Raw genomic sequence first — 16,051 nt, forward strand, 5'->3', positions numbered from 1 at the left:
CCGCCAGGGATGCGGGTGCAGATCAGACCAGCACGAGATTGTCGCGATGAATCAGCTCCGGTTCCAGCATGTAGCCGAGCACGCCCTCAATCTCGCCGCTCGGATGACGCTGGATCAGCTTCGTTTCCGCGCTGCTGTAGTTCGTGAGCCCGCGCGCCACCTCCACGCCCGTGCTGTTCAGGCACGCAATGACCTCGCCGCGCGCGAACGCACCCTGCACGCCGACTACACCGATCGGCAGCAGGCTCTTGCCGTCCGCGGTGAGTTTTTGCACGGCGCCGTCGTCGATCACCACATGGCCGCGCACCTGCAGATGGTCGGCCATCCATTGCTTGCGGGCCGCCATGCGGGCCGTGCGGGCGATGAGCTGCGTGCCGATCGCCTCGCCCGAGGCGAGTCGCACGAGCACGTCGGCCTCCCGGCCGCTCGCGATCACCGTGTTCGCGCCGCTATGCGCCGCGCGCTTGGCCGCGAGGATCTTGGTGAGCATGCCGCCGCGACCGAGGCTCGACCCCGCGCCGCCCGCCATCGCCTCGAGTTCGGACTTGCCGGCGTCGGCCTCGCGGACCAGCGTGGCGGCCGGATCCTTGCGCGGATCCGCCGTGTAAAGCCCGCTCTGGTCGGTGAGAATCACGAGCGCATCGCCTTCGATGAGGTTCGCGACGAGCGCGCCGAGCGTGTCGTTGTCGCCGAACTTGATTTCGTCGGTAACGACCGTGTCGTTCTCGTTGATGATGGGCACGACTCCGAGACGCAGCAGCGTGAGCAGCGTCGAGCGCGCGTTCAGGTAACGTTCGCGATCGGCGAGGTCGGCATGGGTGAGCAGGATCTGCGCGGTACGAATGCCGTGCCCGGCGAAGCTGCTTTCGTACACCTGCGCAAGTCCCATCTGGCCGACCGCCGCGGCCGCCTGCAATTCGTCGATCTCGCGCGGGCGCTTGCTCCAGCCAAGCCGTTGCATGCCCTCGGCGATAGCGCCCGAGCTGACGAGCACGACCTCGAAGCCCCGCTCGCGCAGCGCCGCGATCTGCGAGGCCCAACGGCCGATCGCCGCATGATCGAGCCCGCGGCCATCATTGGTGACAAGGCTCGAACCGACTTTCACTACCAGACGCCGGGAATCGGCGATGACGGAACGCATGCTGCGCGGTCTCCCAAATGGCTGATGACGCGTAAAGCTGCCGGCGCGCCATGCGCGCCGGAGAGGGCGAAGATGGGTTATTCCTGCGATGCCTGCGGCTGCACGCCCCCGTCGTCCGGCGCGTCGCGGAAACGCACGTCGGACGCGAGATCTTCCGCCTCGGCCGCGCGGCGCGCGTCCGAGTGGGCCGCGACGTAGTCGTACACCGCGTAGCACAGGTTTTCGCAGCCCTGGCCCGTGAGCGCCGAAATCTCGAAGACCGGACCGTCCCACTCGAAGCGCTTCACGAAGTCGGCGACTCGCGCGGCGCGCTGGTCTTCGGGCACCATGTCGAGCTTGTTCAGAACGAGCCAGCGCGGCTTTTGATAGAGCGTCTCGTCGTACTTGCGCAGTTCCTCGACGATGGCCTTCGCCTCGGTCACCGGATCGACCGACTCGTCGAACGGTGCGAGATCGACCAGATGCAGCAGCAGATTCGTGCGCTGCAGGTGGCGCAGGAACTGATGGCCGAGCCCCGCGCCTTCCGCCGCGCCTTCGATCAGGCCCGGAATGTCGGCAATCACGAAGCTCTTGCTCGGCCCCACGCGCACCACGCCCAGGTTCGGCGCGAGCGTCGTGAACGGGTAGTCGGCGATCTTGGGCCTGGCGTTCGAAACCGCCGAGATGAACGTGGACTTGCCCGCGTTCGGCATGCCGAGCAGGCCGACGTCGGCCAGCACCTTCAGCTCGAGCTTGAGCATGCGGCGCTCGCCGGGCTTGCCGTCGGTTTTCTGGCGCGGCGCGCGGTTCGTGGACGACTTGAAATGCAGGTTGCCGAGGCCGCCCGCCCCACCCGTTGCGACGACCACGCGCTGGTCGTGCTCGGTGAGGTCGGCGATCAGCTCGCCCGTTTCGAGATCCGAGATGGCCGTGCCCACCGGCATGCGCAGCGTGATGTCGTCGCCGCCCTTGCCGTAGCAGTCCGAGCCGCGGCCGTTTTCGCCGTTGCGCGCCTGGTGCTTCTTCGTATAGCGGTAGTCGATCAGCGTATTGATATTGCGGTCCGCGATCACGTAGACGCTGCCGCCACGCCCGCCGTCGCCGCCGTCCGGCCCGCCGAACGGGACGAACTTCTCGCGCCGCATCGACGCGCTGCCATCGCCCCCATCGCCGGCGATGACTTCGATCTTCGCTTCGTCAATGAACTTCATGCGTTACTCCGTCCCGTGGATGTCGTTATTTTGCCGCGCGCCGGCCTCCGGGCCAACCTGGCCGAACGGACACGCCCCATAAGCAAAAGGCCCCGCAAACTTCGCGGGGCCTTCCTTGCGTCGATTGCGAACGGGCCAGTACTTAGGCCGCTGCCGGGACGACGTTGACCGTGTGCTTGTTCGCCGCGCCCTTGGTGGTGAACGAGACGTGGCCATCGACCAGCGCGTAGAGCGTGTGGTCCTTGCCGATGCCGACGTTCAGGCCCGGGTGCATGCGCGTGCCGCGCTGGCGAACGATGATGCCGCCGGCGAGGATCGCCTGGCCACCGAACACCTTGACGCCCAGTCGTTTCGACTCGGAATCGCGGCCGTTACGCGAGGAACCGCCTGCCTTTTTGTGTGCCATTTGTTTGCTCCTTTACCTGCGTGCGCTTACGCGTTGATCGCGTCGATGCGCAGTTCGGTGTAGTTCTGGCGGTGGCCGCCATGCTTCTGGTAGTGCTTCCGGCGACGCATCTTGAAGATGGTCACTTTGGCGTGACGACCGTGCGAGACAACGGTGGCCTTGACGGAAGCCCCACTGACCAGCGGCGTACCGAACTGAATCGATTCGCCTTCGCCCACTGCGAGAACCTGGTCGAGCGTGATTTCTGCGTCAATGTCAGCCGGTATCTGTTCTACTTTGAGTTTTTCGCCAACGGCAACCTTGTACTGCTTGCCGCCGGTTTTTATGACCGCGTACATTGAGAACCTCACTCTGAGAATACTTTCCAGACACACTGCGCGCTGGAAACCTTAGATTATACATAGAGTTAGCGGCGCGGTCAAAACTCCTTGACATCCATCTCGGCCTGCCGCCACGCGCACGGCGGCACATCCCGTGCGGAGCGTCGAAAGCGCCGCCTGGCGGGCGTTTCCCGAGTCCCGCCCCTGGACCGAAGGCCAATCTGGAGACGTCTCAGGGTCCGGCGTTTGCGCGATTCGCCTTATAATCCGCGGCACTACCCCTATTCGCCATCATGTCGTCCACCGCCACCCACACCCCCAGCGCCGCTGCCCTGCTCGCCCCGATTGCCGCTGACATGGAGCAGGTCAACCGCGTCATCCGGCAAAGCCTGGCGTCCGAGGTGATGCTGATCAACCAGATCTCCGAGTACATCATCGGTGCGGGGGGCAAGCGCCTGCGCCCGGCGCTGCTGCTGCTCGTCGCGGGGGCGCTGGGCGACCGCGGCACGCATCGTCACGAACTCGCCGCCGTCGTGGAATTCATCCATACGGCGACGCTGCTGCATGACGACGTGGTGGACGAATCCGACCTGCGGCGCGGCCGGCAGACGGCCAATGCGCTCTTCGGCAACGCCGCGAGCGTGCTCGTGGGCGACTACCTGTACTCGCGCTCGTTCGAAATGATGGTGGGCGTGGGCAAGATGCGCGTGATGGAGATTCTTTCCCAGGCGACCACGATCATCTCCGAAGGCGAGGTGCTCCAGCTCCTGAACATGCATGACGCCGACGTGGACGTGTCGCGCTACATGCAGGTGATCCGCTACAAGACGGCCAAGCTGTTCGAGGCGGCGGCACAGCTTGGCGCAGTGCTTTCGGGGTCGGATGCGCGAACGGAAGAAGCGGCCGCCGAGTTCGGCCGGCGCATCGGCACGGCATTCCAGCTCATGGACGACTGGCTCGATTACGCAGGCACGGCCGAGGCGATGGGCAAGAACGCCGGCGACGACCTGCGCGAAGGCAAGCCCACGCTGCCGCTCATCTGGCTGATCGAGCACGGCACGGCGGCGGAAGCGGCGCTCGCGCGCGAGGCGATCGAACAGGGCGGCACGACGCGCTTCGACGAAATCTTCGCGGCGATCACGCGCTCGGGCGCGCTCGATCACACGCTGGAATGCGCAAGGACCGAGGCGCAGGCCGCCGCCGACGCAATTTCGGCCTTCCCCTCTTCCATTTACAAAGAGAGCCTGCTAGAATTATGTTCTTACTCGACGACGCGCCAGTCTTGATTAAGACGCGGCATGTTGAAGAGTCCAGCAGCAAATTCGGGGTGTAGCTTAGCCTGGTAGAGCGCTACGTTCGGGACTGTTTACACGGTCCACAAATCCTCTCACCCCGAATTAAAAACCCCTTTAAAATCAATGAGTTGCTGAGCTTTGATCTCAGGTCAGTATTGCACTAGACTGGTGCATACGATCTTTTGATTTTGCTCTGCGGCTTTTCTGTGCTTTCGATTCTCTGTTTGCGCTGTATGGGTTGCGGCTCTCTATGCCAATACCAATAGAACAGCCAACGATTTCCCTTCTTCCATCCAAAGCAACCCGTACCGTGCCGATTCCAGGCACGCTCGAATCCGTACCGGGCTATCCAGACAAGCTCAAGATTTACCGCATGGCAGCCAGCCCATTCTGGCAAGTGCGATTCTTCGACGGCCGCAAGACCATCAAGCGTAGCACCGGCGCAACAGACAAGCGCATTGCGCACCGGTTCGCCAAAGACCTCTACGAACAGATCCTCTACAGCAAATTCGGCGATGTCGATAACACCGGCCGCAGCCGCTTCGGCGTCTGCGCAGCCGGCATGCTGGAAGCGCAAGCGGGCCGCGTGCTTCGCAAAGAGATTTCCGCGCAGTCGCATCAGAACGACATCTACATGCTCAATAACCGCGTGCTTCCGTTCATGCGTGAGCTGGATGTCAGCGAAGTCACCTACGAAGTGCTTGAGCGGTTCGTTACCGCGCTATCCGATCTATCTGCGTCCGCAATACAGCGGCATCTCGGCATCGTTCGCAAAACGCTCGATTACGCAGCAAATCATCGATTGCTGACCGGCATTCCCAATTTCCCAAAAATCAAGAAGCGCGAAGAACCGCGCGGCTGGTTCACCGTCCGCGAATATCGCTGGCTGTGGTCGAAAGCTCGCTCCCTGCTTGGAACCAGACAGGTCATTGAACCGAAATCGGGCAAGGATGTGGACGTTCGGCGCGTCCAGTTCACGGATGATCTGCTCTACATGATCGCGTTTATGGTCAACGGCTTCATCCGCCCTACCGACCTGAAAACCATGCAGCACCGGCATGTCGAAATCATCCGAAACAGCCATACTTATCTGCGACTGACGCTGCCGGAAAGCAAAAAACACAACAAGCCGATCGTCACGTTACGGAGAGCCGTCGATGCTTATGAACGGCTGACGGCCATTCATCGTGCGGAAGGGCTGGCCGGACCGGCCGACTACGTTTTCCTGCCTCAGTTCAAGAATCGGGCGACCGCGCTGCGTCGACTCGAACAGCAGTTCAATTTCCTGCTCGATGCGCTCGACCTGAAAACCGGCCTGCGTGGCGAAAAGCGCACGATCTACAGCTTGCGGCATACGTCCATCATGTACCGACTGCTGTATGGCGACGGAATCGACATGCTGACGCTTGCCCGCAATGCCCGCACGTCTGTCGAAATGATTGAGCGTTTCTACGCCAGCGAGCTAGTCGGCGAAATGAACATCGGCGCGATCCAGTCGCAGCGTCGGCGCAAGACTCGATCCGAACTGCGCTGACCGCATAAAATTGTCGTGGCAACAGACGTTCCCCCTGCGGTTGGCCAAACGAGCCGCCATGCGTTTTGCTGGCCCGCTCGATACTTGTGCTGCCTCACGCTCAAGCAGCAAGCCAAAACGCCGTTAAATTAACGTGGCGGCACAACACTAGTCTTTCTGCGACGTTTTTCCGTACCCATGACTGACATCGTACTCACTCGCAAATTCGGCGAGCCTTTCCCGATCTTTGATTCGATCAGTGCGGCGTCTGACGCGATCACCAAGGCCGCATTTCGGCTCTATGTTGTGATAAACCCAGACCACTCAGCAGACGACTTCTTAAGGGAAGTCCTCATGCCCATAGCGCAGTCATCGGCCGAAAGCCCGACGCAAATCGAAGTTCGGGTGTTCAAGAATCACTCCGAGCAATCGTTCGTCATTTACATGCGAGCAATCTGCCACGCGTGCGCCTACGTACAGGAAGCACGAAACGCGCACAATGAAGGCCGGGAAAGCGAAGGGTGGTCTCATATCGCCAATGCACACTACCTGCTGGGTTATGCGGAAGGCATATTTGCCCTGGAACCGGCGCTAGTCCGCACTATCTCCGCCCGAGCAAGGAAAAATTCATCCGAAGGCGATGAAAAGCGATATGGGCCGCTCCGGAAACTGGCTCGGGAACTTGCCGCCGCTGGCAACTACAAGAGCAAACGCAACGCCGCGCTGTCGATCAAGGATCGGGTCATTGCCGAATCACGCAAGACGGGCGTCAACATGTCCGAAGCGCAGGCAGAAAAAACCATCACGGCATGGCTTGAGGGGATGACGTTTGCTCGCAAACAGGGAACTTCTGCGGGCTGACGCAGTATGTCAGCGGGCGAGCAATCTATTTTTAAATCCCGCTCCGAAATAAAGTTCGTTTCGTCGATTAGCTAATCGACGATTCCGAAACCTTATAAGGAGTATGTCATGGAAAATATCAACGCAACCGAAACCAACACGCAGGAACTCGATACGAGCGCCGCAAAAGAATTTCCGATTGAGAAGTCCAAGCTCAAAAAGGCTCTCGAGAAAAATAAGCAATCGGTTGGCTTCGAATTCAGCTCGAACAAGCTGGAGTCACACGATGAAAATGTGGTAATCCCTCTTCTCAAAGCAGAGCTGGACGATCTCAAGAAGCGCGGCGAGTCGATTAGAAAAAAGATCGACGGATTTCACGGAAAAATTCAGCAATCTGCAATTGACGAGCTTGCGAAATGTCTTGGGATTCGTCAGAAATTTTTCAAAATCGACAGCATCTTGCTTCAAGACAAAATCTACGCCACCCTGTATGAGAAAGCAATGAACGAGCCGTTCAAAAAAAAGCGAAAGAATACGACAGAATACCATTTGATTTCGCGAATTTACCGCGGAGAAGAGCGGCGACAAGCGTCCTCCGATGCACTCATCCTCCAGCGCGCCAACGACGCAGGCCAGACGGAACAGACATTTGCGGCATGGGTGCTTGCAGAGAAAGGACTTGATGAAATTCGTCGTGCCATCTCCGCAGAGCGCAAGGTTGCAAATTCCAGCAATGGTAAGTTAAAAAAGAAAATCAGCAAGAATGTTGGAACCGATCGATTTATCAAGCTATTCAATGATCTAAACCACTCTGGACATGTTCGAGATATGACAGTTCTCGAAAAGGATGAGATGCACACCTTGTTTGGAAGTTGGCTTATTTGGGAGCCTGAAAATTCCGTACCTATCGTTGTGTACCCTCGGAAAGACGGGAAATTCCAGATTCGCAAACTTGATCTTAATGCGATGCGAACCAACAATCCTTCTTAAAATTGTCTGTTGACGCGACGTTTTTGTCAAAATGTTTCTTGATGGCCCAGTAGCCCTTCGCTACCCTCTTTTACATCGGCATTGCACTTGATGCCGTTCCGATATTAAGCGTAGCAAGGGGTTAAATGTTCGCGATCACGCGTTTTCATAATTTCATGTCGCTGTATCAAGGGCGGTACGCTACCGCCCTTGCAAAATCGCTCGGTACGTCGGTGTTCGCGGCGAAAGCGCTCGATATCGCACTGTCCACCGGCGAAATCTCCCTTGATAAACTGCATCTGCTGCTCGGTTGCAGTCGGGGACAGGCAATCGGTGCTGCGTTCGACTTGCAGGAACAGGGGCTAGCCCGAGTCATCGAATCGACAAAAAGCCGCAACGGAGAATACTTCCTAGTGGCCGTCGATGCACGGTGCGAAGCTGCCCGACTGTACCGCGCCAAGCTGGAACGACTCGGCCGTGATATCGGCCTGTCCGATGCTCTGGAAAAGACGCTTCCGGCCCTGCAGGCGATCTTCATGGACGCCCTATCCGCGATGGTAGCGAAGCCACCCAAACGGTAGCGTTGTCAATTATTCAATGGTGCTCGGCACGGCTCACACGACCCGCGCCAATATCCGCCGCTGGGCCTGATACTGGACGTTCTGCGCATCGCCTTGCAGTTCCTCAAGCGCTTTCGTCAGCACGTCCTGATACACAGGTAGCAGGGTTGCCAACCGCTCGGTAACTCCGGCTTCCGCGGCCAGATTGAATACCAGTTTGTCATATCCCTCGAATCCGAACAGTCGCTCCCGGCTCGGCTTCAACACCCGTTGTCGATTGTCGTTACCCTCCTCCGCTATCTCGATGTAGCGGAGATGTTGCAGGTCAAATACGGCGCCAATGATTTGGCCCTGACTTCCGCCAAGGATGCAGCTCAACTCGTGAAGGGTCATGCCGGGAAATGTCCGGATCAGGCCCAAGGCTCGCGCGGCCATCGGCGTCATCTGCAATGCTTGGCCGAGCGCCGATGCGCGGCAGCTCTCGTAGACCGACATGAACGTATGGAATCGGAAAAGTGAATCACTCGTAGTCATAGGCTATTGATTTTTCGAAATAAAATCCGCCGAGCGGCTTTCACCTGTGCCCCGACCACTCACGCAATCCCTGTACGATACGAAAACACCCTCAAAAATTCAACCGTTTTGGAATTAAATATTCCTATTAGGGTGTTCATCGTATCTGGAATGAAGTCGACCATATCGTCCTATGAGCACTCGTTCCGCCCCCACAACCGACGACGCACACGACGCGCTGCTAGCTGCCCGCGTCGGGACCGCCATTGCTGAACAACGACGTGCACGCGGACTGACCCAAGCCAAGCTTGCAGAAATGATCGATCTGGAACAGGAAGCGGTCAGTCGCTGGGAACGTGGAACGCGTGTACCGACGTTACATCGCCTTCAACAACTAAGCGATGCGCTGGACTGCTCGGTAGACCAGCTATTGCAGCGTGGTTCGAAGCGGCCGGACGACCAGATGGCCATGATCGCCGACGCGCTAGAGGGACTGGGCGCCGACGAACGTTTGCTCGTCGTGAATTTCGTCCAGCAGTTCGCCGACATGCTCAAGGTGAAGCACCGCACCAAGAATAATCGACGTAAGTAGGAGTCGGACCGGATGCGAAAACAATCAGGGGCCGGCGCCCAACCTCGCACCGTAGCAAGGAACCGAGTTCCGGCCATGAAGCGTCGTTCGTATGCGTTATCGCACGACCTTTCAAGCGTCTGCTCTGCACTTGCACCGGCCCCTTGTTCGGAGGCTGACCGGTGCACATCTGGCGAAGTGTTTGCCGTGGGCTGCCCTGAAACCGATCTCTACGTTTAACGCGGGCGCTCACTGGGGCGTGCGCTATTTCGCGGCCGGCAGGTTTCTGCCAAAACGCAGCCGCGAGTGAAATCGCGGTGGGCGTACCACGTCAGCCGCCTCGCCGCTAGGTGCCAAGGGCGAGTCCGCTGACACACTTAACCGAGATACATAATGGCCGTCGCGCGTCGCGAGCGACGGCCATTTGTGTCAGCCTCATGCTTGATGGCCAGTCGTGTACCAGCTCCAATATGTGTCCACCGGTGTGTGTTCCGGTTCTCGAAGGCGGATGAATGCAGGAAATACGACTGGCCATCGTCGTCCTTTGCGAACACATAACTTGGAAACCCATCGGCAGCGGGCACGTTGCTGACGCAAACAAGCGTATAGCCCTCATCCTTGAGCGTTTCGGTCACCCCTTGGAGCGACTCTCCGACGGCTGGCGCGATCTCGGCGATACCGATTTTCGGCGGCAGCGCGATACCCAACGTTCCCGCGACCAGTCGAAGGTCCGATTCGTCAGCACCGGCGCGTTGCAGTTCGGGCAAATAGTCATCAATAAGGCGGTGGATTGAGTCAGCCTGTGGGTCAGAAGGCCTTCCGAGGTCGGGCTTGCGGAGATAGAAAGCGATATCGCCGCACAGTTTTCGTAGCTCGTGCGCAAGTGTGCGGGACATGCCGTATCGCTTTAGCAAGAACGCTGCCGCGTCAATGCCATGGCCAATTAGCTTCCATACACGACCGTGCCCAGCAACACCTCGCCGGAATTCAAGATCAGCCTGTCGGCGATATGCCGACACACGTGCTGCACCGTGTGTCGCCATTAATGGTCCAGACACCTTCCAATCCTGGGTCAGCGAGTAAACGGTTCCCAGCTTTTCCTGGAAGTTTAGTGCGGACAGATAGATGCTCCACAGCCGCAGGACGGCATGCTCCGCATCTTCTGACACATTACCCCATCCTGCGTCGATTAGCTCCTGACATAGGGTCTCCGCCTCATCGTGGTTGTTTGCACGCATTGCCAGTGCAGCAAGCATGAGCTTGGCAGCAGGATCGGCACTATCCTGCTGGATTGCAAACCGCAATGCAGACTCTGCGTCCCTCGGATCATTCAACCTCAAGAGCAACTTGGCCTGCAAGCGATACAGAAATGCGGAACCGCCTTGGTTGTCGATCTGCTGCCGCACGCGCGTCAGAAGCGGTGCGCATGGCAAAGGGCTCTCGGCAGCGCATGCGCCTGCGACCTGTCTCGAAAGCGCAATCGCCGAGGCCGGTGTACCTTCAGGGATGAAAAATGGATCGAGCGGTGAAAGCCCGCGCTCGGCCTGCAATTTGAGCGCGGAGGCGACGGCTGCCTCGCTCTTTCGCTGCCAATCAAGCAGCGAGGCCCGCACTTTGAGATTTCTGGGTTGCACACGCAACAACTCCCGGATTGACGTGCCCAACGCATAAACCTCGCCCGCATCTGTTGTTTCCCGCGTAATCAGGGAAGTCTTACCAAGGCTGGCGATTGCCGCTGAAATAGTGTCGACGTCCAAGTTCAACGCTTCGCAGAGGCGACCTCGGGACGGCTGCTCCAGTACGAATAGCGCTTCAAGTACTTCGTTTGCTGCCGGGGATAGAGTTTCGAGCAAATTCGAAAAGGAAAACTCTGTAACATCGACCTGTGACGATTCCAAGCTCTCGTTGATGTCTCGGCCTGCGACGTAGTAGTCCACCGTTAGGCGTATCGCCAGTGGGTTGCTGTGGCAGGTATCGATGATGCGCTGGAGTGTCACAGCGTCGAGGGGCGCCGTGCCTTTCGCTGCTAGGTAGGCACGCGCAAGCGCCATCGCTCCGCCATCATCGAGGGATGGCAATGGGATGTTTTTCGCCCCGTCGAGCGGCACCCGACTTGTGACGATCACCTTCCAGTTTTGCGGCAACTCATCCATGAGGCCGTCAAAGACGAGCGGCTCATCGCGCAGCAGAGTTTCGAGGTTGTCAACAAATAGCCATATCCGTCTGTCGTCGCAAGCCCTCAGCGCGGCAGGAAAGTCGGGCCAGTCCCAACCGAACATGGCGTTCAAAGAGGCGGTGAGATGGTCACGGACGCCTGCAATCGTCTGCGGCGCGTTGAGCGTCTCGATGCCACGCTCGGTCAGCTTTTCCTGTTTGAGCGAGATAAAGAGTACGCCATCGGTTAGCTGCGGCGCCTCCGGCGAAACGCAAAAATCGGCTAGGACCTGCAGTGCTAAACTCGTCTTCCCGATACCGCCTCTCGCTACAATCGAGACAAGAGGTGACCGAGCATTCCGCAGTTCCTTTTGAAATCTTGCGACATCCCGATTGCGCCCGATCAAGCCCGTGGACGAGTGTTCGAACTCGGTGGGCAAATTCGTGGGAACACACCATCGCGGCTGGTTCAACCATTCATCGGGCGGCTCCTTGAGGTCGCCGGCGATCGCGCTTGCCAGCGCCGCCGAGACATCATACAGGTGCAGCGAGTCAATCGCGGGGTCACTGGCTAAAGCGCAGCAGCGGTACCAGTAGCAATGCGGGAACGGCCTGTTGGGATGGCTGACCGCATTGCGGATGTCGAACACCTCAAGAGCATTGCAAAGCGCCATCAGTCGCTTAGCGTGTGCGGCCTCCGACGAGCCCTCCGCTACTTCGAGCGCAAGCTGCAGAACTTCTGCAAAGTAGCTGTTCTCGATAATTATCGAACACGTCTCCTGCAGATCGCCGACGATCGAGCGACCTATTCTGCTCAGTATTTCCCTCCCTACCGGGCCGGTGGAGATGTTCGTGTTTGATTCGAGAATATAGCGGCCGAGACTACGTTCGAATTCGTATATCACCATCGCGCATTGAATGCGTAACTGACCGTCGCCGTTCAATTTGATCCCCCGCAGTCCCGTTTCTGGTCCGTTTGCACGGACGCGATTTACATGCCACCAGAACGCCATTATAAGGTCAGTACACCGGGTCATCGCCCTGTGAAACAACTGGCCCATTCGCACCGGCATGTAGGCGGCGCAGCCTATCTGCGCAACGAGATCTCGCGACATTTGCGACCGGCTGCAAGTATCTTGTGGTCGAGGTTACGGCGGATCCGTGGGAGTGGGAGAGAGCCGACGATCTGCCAGCGATGGAAACACACGTGATCGACCGCTGTACCTTTGAAGGGGACATAGCGCGTTACCAGAAACGCGTGGCGGAAGAGGGTCGCACTGTGCCGAAGAGTTGCCTGCAGGAATTTGCCTCCCCCTTTTACGGCACGAGTTTCATCGTGCCGTGACTACCGCAACGCAAGCAACCGTCGTTGCCGCTCCAATTGCGGTTCGTACAGCGATGATCGCGGCATCCGACAGCGCCGCATTTGGTGCACCGATAGATATTGGCCGAGTGTTGCCCTGCCTGATTGGGAATGCGACCTGCGCAGCTTGCCATGTGTGATTTCTCCATCAGTTGATTAAACGCCTGCTATTCTGAACAGGTCTCCTTTATCCGACGGCGCAAACCTCGCTAGACCAATGCGCCGATTGAATAGCTGGACTGCTTTCTCGAAATACTGCTGATCGGTCAGCCTGTGCATGTCCTGTCCGAGCGACCAACCGTTGCCGAGTACGTGCGTTAGTTCCGGCCTGCTCTCATGCCTGAACGCGAGCGCAAACCGGCGACGTGCTTCTATCTGAGCAGGATTAGCGCGGCTCATCACACGAGGTCCACAGCTTTGCGCTGCATGTCGTCGTTGACGTCGATGTATCGCTGCGTCGTCGAAATATCTCGATGTCCTGCTAGCGACATCAACACTCGCACGCCGACGCCTTTGCTTGCCAGATTGGTGATGAACGAGCGCCGGCCGGAATGGCTGCTCGCGCCTTGAATGCCTGCTTCCCTGTAGAGCCAGTGGAAGTACTGACAGAGCGTATTGGCCGTGAACCCCGCCCGCTTCTGTGTATAGAACAGCGGTTGCTCAGGTCTCGAATTCTTCAAGCTCGCGACATACGCGGCGAGCTCGCGCCGTAACTTCTGTCCCACGAACACGGTACGGGCGTGTCGCCCTTTGGTCTGCTCTGGAGCAAGTCGAATTTCTGACTTGATCGAACCATCTGCGTCGAGCACATCCCTCACAAGCAACGCGGCGACTTCGCCAACACGCATACCAGCCCAATGCGTCAGCAGCACCATCGCTCGATTACGCAGCACATGCCGCCGCAACGAGACGTAGGTCAGTACCTGCTTTAGTTCCTTTTCGGTGAATGTCTTGGCCTGCTTCATTTTCCCCCTGAACAAAGAAAGTCCATAGCCAGAGGATGTATTCTTTAGTTATACGGATCAACAAAGGAATGACACCACGCAGGTGTCAGAGGAAACAAGCACTTACGCGAAAATTAAAGGTTTTAGCAAAAACCTTTTATTTCGACCTGCTGCCGACATGAGATGTCGGCTAACCGACAAGTGATGTGCGCGCTGCCGTCGAAATTGTCGGTTGCCCAGACAAATTTCCTTGCACGGAGCGCCGTTGCAGTGGAAGCGGAAGTAAGGGGGGAACTAGGAGAGGAACGGATGTGATGTGTATCTGGTTATTTCCTATCGCATGCTCTATCCGTTCCTTGTTCGTCGTATTGTTCACATGCAGTTCTTCATCGAAATCTATAACCGTAGTAAATCATTAAAGAGCTACTTTACAAGGCTCTTTTCGTGCTGAAAGCTGCGGAACGATTTCGTTAGCGACGCAGCCTGGGCAGTTCAGCGGAAAGCTTGCTTACTTCTATTCTTCGTCGGGAATGTGCATGTTCCCGACATCCACGTTGTCGGCGCTGCCCAAACCGACTTCTTTGGTGATGTAGTCGATCCAGCCTTCAGTGCATACAGGTTTGATCTTAATTTCGTTATTTCCGAACGCGGTCTTGTACCATGCTTTATGAATCGCAGCGGCGATTTCCTCTTGGCTCATCTCCTCTCGGAAATTTCCGAAGGCGCAGTGATAGTGCAGATTCTTACCGGTCGCCTTGCCCTCCAAAACGGGAATGACGTACAGGCGTCGAGTCGAATTTCCGAACATGCTGCGATTCAGTCTGTTCATGAAGTGTCGGAAGTTCTTTCGTGCTTCGTCTTCGGTCAGTGTCTGCGTAGTCATGCCCTTGTCGTTCGTGATTTCACGATACTGCTTCATCGTTAGCGTAACGGCATGCGTCATGCACCATTGGTACTCAAGCAGCCAATCGCGCGTCTCCCGCTGAATTTGTTTTTGATTGTTTGTCATAGCTGTATTTAGCTCAGCCAGGACAAAAAAACCTATATAACCGAGAAATTCTGTTGATTTCAACAATGGGCGAATACATCCTCCTCTGTATCGAAACGACATAGGAGAACTACATGAGCGCAATCGCAAATCTGAAAATCGTCGCTGCAAAACGCCCCGGTGCATTGCCGCAGGTCGTACAGCGTCGTAACCGACTGATCGCGCAAATTTGGGAACAGACAGAACTTGCGAAGGCTCAACAGGCCGGAACGTCGTTTACACCGACGAAGTTCCGTTCGGTGAAGGATGCCGAAACCGGCGAACGCCGTAACGTGGAGGTGCAGAAGCGCGTTCGTGCTTGGTGGTGGACTGCGGAAAACGGTCGCATTCACATGCACGTGAAATACGGCTCGAAGACGCTGGAACTCGCGAAGGGCAAACAGGCTATCGAAGTCGGTACGCTAAAGGATCTGATTCCGACGCTCGACACGCTCAAGGCAGCAGTCGTCGCCGGTGAACTCGATGCGCAGATCGAAGGCGCAAGCAATCAGATGCGGTCGGGCTTTGTTGGCAAGACGTGAAATACATCGGAAGTCCGATAATCGGACTTCCGATCACGCGATGATACTGCGCATCCCAAACGGTGCACTCATCGGGCATGCATCCCCATCACCTGTACGTCGCAGAATGGCTAGTTTCGGCTATACGATCAAACGTGCAGGATTATCGACAATCGTTTTCACTCTGCGAAGCAGACGAACGGACGACTCCGCAAACTAAACTTCGTGTGGTAGTTCGCCAAGGGCCACGTTTCCCACGGCACGAAGTCTCAAAGGGATTCGCTAATGCGGAGCCATGCTTCGTGGAATTTGGCCTGCTTGTAGGATACAACGCTAAGCCAATAAGCGCCGCCATTCGCATCCCGCGTTGCCATCTGCTGCACTTCCTGCCTTGTCAACACATAGCAGACCGGCTGGTCTTCATTGGCATTAACTGTGACGACCCACCACGCTGAACATAGTGCTTCGAGCGACTTGCCTAGAGGGACGGCATGGTATTTGCTGAGTGCCTTTGACTGGACACCGAAAAACCTGCTCTCTTCAGCATCCGTCACCATTAGGTCTGAGCCTCGCATGTTACGAACCGTCGGCATGACATGCCATCCGCGTCGAGAAAGCTGCCAAGCAACATAGTTAAGACCGGCATTTCCAGTCGTCGAATTCCGATAGGATCGGCCAGTATCTGCACCTAAACCCATGAAGCCTTGTCCCGTTAAAATCGCTT

16 protein-coding genes and 1 tRNA gene are annotated in these 16,051 nt (G+C 57.5%); 8 read left to right on the forward strand and 9 right to left on the reverse strand.

Going from position 1 to position 16,051, the window contains the following annotated elements; translation table 11 throughout:
* Nucleotides 1–22: 22 nt before the first annotated feature.
* The 4 genes from proB to rplU form a co-directional block, all read right to left on the reverse strand.
* Complete coding sequence (gene proB / locus BAC01S_RS08485) at nt 23–1,141, reverse strand: glutamate 5-kinase (protein ID WP_027794380.1); 1,119 nt, start codon at nt 1,139–1,141, stop codon at nt 23–25.
* 77 nt (nt 1,142–1,218) lie between these two features.
* Nucleotides 1,219–2,331 (reverse strand): Obg family GTPase CgtA, encoded by a 1,113-nt coding sequence (gene cgtA, locus BAC01S_RS08490; protein ID WP_027794381.1) that lies wholly within the window; start codon nt 2,329–2,331, stop codon nt 1,219–1,221.
* Nucleotides 2,332–2,473: 142 nt separating this feature from the next.
* The gene (rpmA, locus tag BAC01S_RS08495; protein WP_027794382.1) at nt 2,474–2,737 is read right to left on the reverse strand and encodes a 50S ribosomal protein L27; all 264 of its coding nucleotides are present in this window, start codon (nt 2,735–2,737) and stop codon (nt 2,474–2,476) included.
* 26 nt (nt 2,738–2,763) lie between these two features.
* Nucleotides 2,764–3,075, reverse strand: a complete 312-nt coding sequence (rplU, locus tag BAC01S_RS08500) for a 50S ribosomal protein L21 (protein WP_004194344.1) — start codon at nt 3,073–3,075, stop codon at nt 2,764–2,766.
* 275 nt (nt 3,076–3,350) lie between these two features.
* Here rplU and BAC01S_RS08505 point away from each other — a divergent pair, with 275 nt between their 5' ends.
* The 6 genes from BAC01S_RS08505 (at nt 3,351) to BAC01S_RS08525 (ending at nt 8,255) form a co-directional block, all read left to right on the forward strand.
* On the forward strand, nt 3,351–4,343 hold the full coding sequence (locus BAC01S_RS08505) for a polyprenyl synthetase family protein (protein WP_027794383.1): 993 nt from the start codon (nt 3,351–3,353) through the stop codon (nt 4,341–4,343).
* Nucleotides 4,344–4,380: 37 nt separating this feature from the next.
* Nucleotides 4,381–4,453: transfer RNA gene (locus tag BAC01S_RS34485), tRNA-Pro, on the forward strand.
* 209 nt (nt 4,454–4,662) lie between these two features.
* Nucleotides 4,663–5,886 carry a hypothetical protein gene (locus tag BAC01S_RS30665; protein ID WP_052408712.1) on the forward strand — a complete coding sequence of 408 codons (1,224 nt, stop codon included), beginning with the start codon at nt 4,663–4,665 and terminating at the stop codon, nt 5,884–5,886.
* Between the two features lie 177 nt (nt 5,887–6,063).
* Entirely contained in the window at nt 6,064–6,726 is a 663-nt protein-coding gene (locus BAC01S_RS08515) for a hypothetical protein (protein ID WP_027794384.1), read from the forward strand.
* Nucleotides 6,727–6,834: 108 nt separating this feature from the next.
* Nucleotides 6,835–7,695 (forward strand): hypothetical protein, encoded by an 861-nt coding sequence (locus tag BAC01S_RS08520; protein WP_027794385.1) that lies wholly within the window; start codon nt 6,835–6,837, stop codon nt 7,693–7,695.
* A gap of 125 nt (nt 7,696–7,820) precedes the next feature.
* A complete protein-coding gene (locus tag BAC01S_RS08525; protein WP_027794386.1) occupies nt 7,821–8,255 on the forward strand; it encodes a hypothetical protein in 435 nt (144 codons plus the stop codon).
* A 33-nt stretch (nt 8,256–8,288) separates the two neighbouring features.
* Here the strand turns inward: BAC01S_RS08525 and BAC01S_RS08530 are convergent, their stop codons facing one another.
* Nucleotides 8,289–8,729 carry a MarR family transcriptional regulator gene (locus BAC01S_RS08530; RefSeq protein WP_245616536.1) on the reverse strand — a complete coding sequence of 147 codons (441 nt, stop codon included), beginning with the start codon at nt 8,727–8,729 and terminating at the stop codon, nt 8,289–8,291.
* Between the two features lie 211 nt (nt 8,730–8,940).
* Between BAC01S_RS08530 and BAC01S_RS08535 the strand changes: the two genes are divergently transcribed.
* A complete protein-coding gene (locus BAC01S_RS08535; protein WP_027794388.1) occupies nt 8,941–9,339 on the forward strand; it encodes a helix-turn-helix domain-containing protein in 399 nt (132 codons plus the stop codon).
* 356 nt (nt 9,340–9,695) lie between these two features.
* Here the strand turns inward: BAC01S_RS08535 and BAC01S_RS08540 are convergent, their stop codons facing one another.
* The 3 genes from BAC01S_RS08540 to BAC01S_RS08560 form a co-directional block, all read right to left on the reverse strand.
* On the reverse strand, nt 9,696–12,485 hold the full coding sequence (locus tag BAC01S_RS08540; RefSeq protein ID WP_245616537.1) for a tetratricopeptide repeat protein: 2,790 nt from the start codon (nt 12,483–12,485) through the stop codon (nt 9,696–9,698).
* Between the two features lie 748 nt (nt 12,486–13,233).
* Nucleotides 13,234–13,800, reverse strand: a complete 567-nt coding sequence (locus BAC01S_RS08555; RefSeq protein ID WP_027794392.1) for a tyrosine-type recombinase/integrase — start codon at nt 13,798–13,800, stop codon at nt 13,234–13,236.
* Between the two features lie 493 nt (nt 13,801–14,293).
* On the reverse strand, nt 14,294–14,788 hold the full coding sequence (locus tag BAC01S_RS08560) for a hypothetical protein (RefSeq protein ID WP_027794393.1): 495 nt from the start codon (nt 14,786–14,788) through the stop codon (nt 14,294–14,296).
* A gap of 113 nt (nt 14,789–14,901) precedes the next feature.
* Here BAC01S_RS08560 and BAC01S_RS08565 point away from each other — a divergent pair, with 113 nt between their 5' ends.
* On the forward strand, nt 14,902–15,348 hold the full coding sequence (locus tag BAC01S_RS08565; protein ID WP_027794394.1) for a DUF6641 family protein: 447 nt from the start codon (nt 14,902–14,904) through the stop codon (nt 15,346–15,348).
* 248 nt (nt 15,349–15,596) lie between these two features.
* On the opposite strand, the gene BAC01S_RS33715 is transcribed toward BAC01S_RS08565, so the two are convergent.
* Entirely contained in the window at nt 15,597–15,920 is a 324-nt protein-coding gene (locus BAC01S_RS33715) for a hypothetical protein (RefSeq protein WP_156954349.1), read from the reverse strand.
* Nucleotides 15,921–16,051 lie beyond the last annotated feature (131 nt).

The sequence above is a fragment of the Paraburkholderia acidipaludis NBRC 101816 genome (genome assembly GCF_000684975.1).
Taxonomy (GTDB): domain Bacteria; phylum Pseudomonadota; class Gammaproteobacteria; order Burkholderiales; family Burkholderiaceae; genus Paraburkholderia; species Paraburkholderia acidipaludis.

Bases quoted from the DNA above. Each gene is read 5' to 3' on its own strand.
- proB (WP_027794380.1), bottom strand. From the start codon at position 1,141: ATGCGTTCCGTCATCGCCGATTCCCGGCGTCTGGTAGTGAAAGTCGGT.
- cgtA (WP_027794381.1), bottom strand. From the start codon at position 2,331: ATGAAGTTCATTGACGAAGCGAAGATCGAAGTCATCGCCGGCGATGGG.
- rpmA (WP_027794382.1), bottom strand. From the start codon at position 2,737: ATGGCACACAAAAAGGCAGGCGGTTCCTCGCGTAACGGCCGCGATTCC.
- rplU (WP_004194344.1), bottom strand. From the start codon at position 3,075: ATGTACGCGGTCATAAAAACCGGCGGCAAGCAGTACAAGGTTGCCGTT.
- BAC01S_RS08505 (WP_027794383.1), top strand. From the start codon at position 3,351: ATGTCGTCCACCGCCACCCACACCCCCAGCGCCGCTGCCCTGCTCGCC.
- BAC01S_RS08515 (WP_027794384.1), top strand. From the start codon at position 6,064: ATGACTGACATCGTACTCACTCGCAAATTCGGCGAGCCTTTCCCGATC.
- BAC01S_RS08520 (WP_027794385.1), top strand. From the start codon at position 6,835: ATGGAAAATATCAACGCAACCGAAACCAACACGCAGGAACTCGATACG.
- BAC01S_RS08525 (WP_027794386.1), top strand. From the start codon at position 7,821: ATGTTCGCGATCACGCGTTTTCATAATTTCATGTCGCTGTATCAAGGG.
- BAC01S_RS08530 (WP_245616536.1), bottom strand. From the start codon at position 8,729: ATGTCGGTCTACGAGAGCTGCCGCGCATCGGCGCTCGGCCAAGCATTG.
- BAC01S_RS08535 (WP_027794388.1), top strand. From the start codon at position 8,941: ATGAGCACTCGTTCCGCCCCCACAACCGACGACGCACACGACGCGCTG.
- BAC01S_RS08540 (WP_245616537.1), bottom strand. From the start codon at position 12,485: ATGGCGTTCTGGTGGCATGTAAATCGCGTCCGTGCAAACGGACCAGAA.
- BAC01S_RS08555 (WP_027794392.1), bottom strand. From the start codon at position 13,800: ATGAAGCAGGCCAAGACATTCACCGAAAAGGAACTAAAGCAGGTACTG.
- BAC01S_RS08560 (WP_027794393.1), bottom strand. From the start codon at position 14,788: ATGACAAACAATCAAAAACAAATTCAGCGGGAGACGCGCGATTGGCTG.
- BAC01S_RS08565 (WP_027794394.1), top strand. From the start codon at position 14,902: ATGAGCGCAATCGCAAATCTGAAAATCGTCGCTGCAAAACGCCCCGGT.
- BAC01S_RS33715 (WP_156954349.1), bottom strand. From the start codon at position 15,920: ATGCCGACGGTTCGTAACATGCGAGGCTCAGACCTAATGGTGACGGAT.